At 52.8% G+C, this 1,664-nt stretch carries 2 protein-coding genes and 1 pseudogene; all 3 read left to right on the top strand.

Annotated features, from left to right (window positions below):
• Positions 1-71: 71 nt before the first annotated feature.
• A pseudogene (locus tag BLT07_RS21795) lies at positions 72-386 on the top strand (transposase); the annotation flags it as partial.
• A gap of 84 nt (positions 387-470) precedes the next feature.
• Positions 471-1,082 carry a hypothetical protein gene (locus tag BLT07_RS21525; RefSeq protein WP_245726635.1) on the top strand — a complete coding sequence of 204 codons (612 nt, stop codon included), beginning with the start codon at positions 471-473 and terminating at the stop codon, positions 1,080-1,082.
• A gap of 44 nt (positions 1,083-1,126) precedes the next feature.
• Entirely contained in the window at positions 1,127-1,609 is a 483-nt protein-coding gene (locus tag BLT07_RS20835) for a transposase (protein ID WP_175455400.1), read from the top strand.
• Positions 1,610-1,664: the final 55 nt, after the last annotated feature.

Genomic DNA, 1,664 nt, shown 5'->3' with positions numbered 1-1,664 from the left:
GGCTGTTGCACAACTCCGATAAACATCAATTTTTGCTTTCACCGATGCGCGGAAATCCGTAAATTGAAGGTATGCAAGGAAGAAAGAACTATACCGAAAAACTCTTCATCAGTTTCCAGTTGTCGGACCGGATCCCAGAGGAAAATCTTTACGGAAGGCTCCGCGAAACCCTCGCCCTGAGTTTCCTTTATAAGGATACGGAAGAACTTTACGGCAGGACCGGCAACCCCTCGATCGACCCCGTGGTCTTTTTTAAGCTGTTGATCACGGGATACCTCGAGAACATCACCTCCGACCGGAAACTGGTGGAGCACTGCGGGATGCGAATGGACGTGCTCTACTTCCTTGGCTATGACCTGGACGAGGAGCTGCCATGGCACTCGACGATCAGCAGGACGAGGCAACTTTACCCGGCATCCCTTTTTGAAGCATTGTTCAACAAGGTATTCGCCCTGTGCGTCGACAGCGGGATGGTATCCGGCCATACCCAGGCGGTGGATTCTGCCCCGATAAAGGCGAACGCATCCATGGAAAGCGTAGTGCCGAAAATGCCGGCGACCCCCATGGACGACCACATGAAAAAGGTTTCGGAAGAAAATCAAGAAACTGCGAAAAAGCATGTGGGAACCGTATCGCCCGCGCGTGTCTCCGCTCCCGAGCATGAGCTGAAGCGCGTGGAGAAACACCACCGAAACCTGAGGGACAGTCCGGTACGCCCTGCCGGTGCGTCCCACAAAAAAGCAAGGCTGCTCAGCAACAAGACGCACTACAGCCCCCGTGATCCGGATGCCCGTATATCGGTAAAGCCGGGCAAGGCCAGAAAGCTGAACTACCATTGCAGTATGGCGGTGGATACCGCGGAAGGGGTCATCTCGCATATCCAATCCGACTTTGCCGACGGCAGGGACAGCCAGTACCTGATCGATATTAGCCTCCAGGTCCAGGACCGTTTAAGGAAGAACGAGCTTGTAATGACAGATCTGCTGGCGGAGGTTATTCCAATGGCGCCAACTACGATTTTCTCGAACAAAGGAAGGTTGCCGGGTGGATACCCGTCTTCGGGAGATATAAACCTGAAATAAAAGGTTTTCCCTACAACAGGGAAAAGGACGAATATAGATGCCCGATGAACAGGCCCCTGCCCTTCAAGGGATTCCATACCAACCGGGACGGTAGCGTACTGAAAAGCTACTGGGCAGCGCCGAAGGATTGCAAGGTCTGCCCCATGAAATCCCAATGCGTGCCAAATTCAAAATGCAAAAAAATCTCCAAAACGATCCATGACGAACAATACTTGAGGGCCTACGCCCGACAGCACAGTGACAGGGGCAAGCGGATGAAAAAGATTAGACAAAGTACGGTGGAGCCAGTGTTCGGCAGCCTGACACAGTTCTACGGCCTACGGAAAATAGGCGTACTGGGCAAGGCCGGTGCACATAAGGTCATGCTCATGGCCGCGATCGCCTTCAACCTGAAAAAATACCTGAAGAAAGGGCGAGGGAAACCCTCCATTGGTATTTTCAGGACGGTTATGGATACCTTCCGAGCCTGTCTGAACATTTCTCTCGGGCAGATCCAGCCAAGACCCGTTCTCCAAAAGGCTCCGTAAAAACAGCCTGCTCGGGTCAATATCTTACGCACAGAGCACTTCTGCAACGGCCACG

It is taken from the genome of Pricia antarctica (genome assembly GCF_900101815.1).
GTDB lineage: Bacteria > Bacteroidota > Bacteroidia > Flavobacteriales > Flavobacteriaceae > Pricia > Pricia antarctica.
Note: the sequence above shows the minus strand (reverse complement) of the source record. Positions and strands in the feature narration are given on the sequence as shown.

Bases quoted from the DNA above. Each gene is read 5' to 3' on its own strand.
- BLT07_RS21525 (WP_245726635.1), top strand. From the start codon at position 471: ATGGTATCCGGCCATACCCAGGCGGTGGATTCTGCCCCGATAAAGGCG.
- BLT07_RS20835 (WP_175455400.1), top strand. From the start codon at position 1,127: ATGAACAGGCCCCTGCCCTTCAAGGGATTCCATACCAACCGGGACGGT.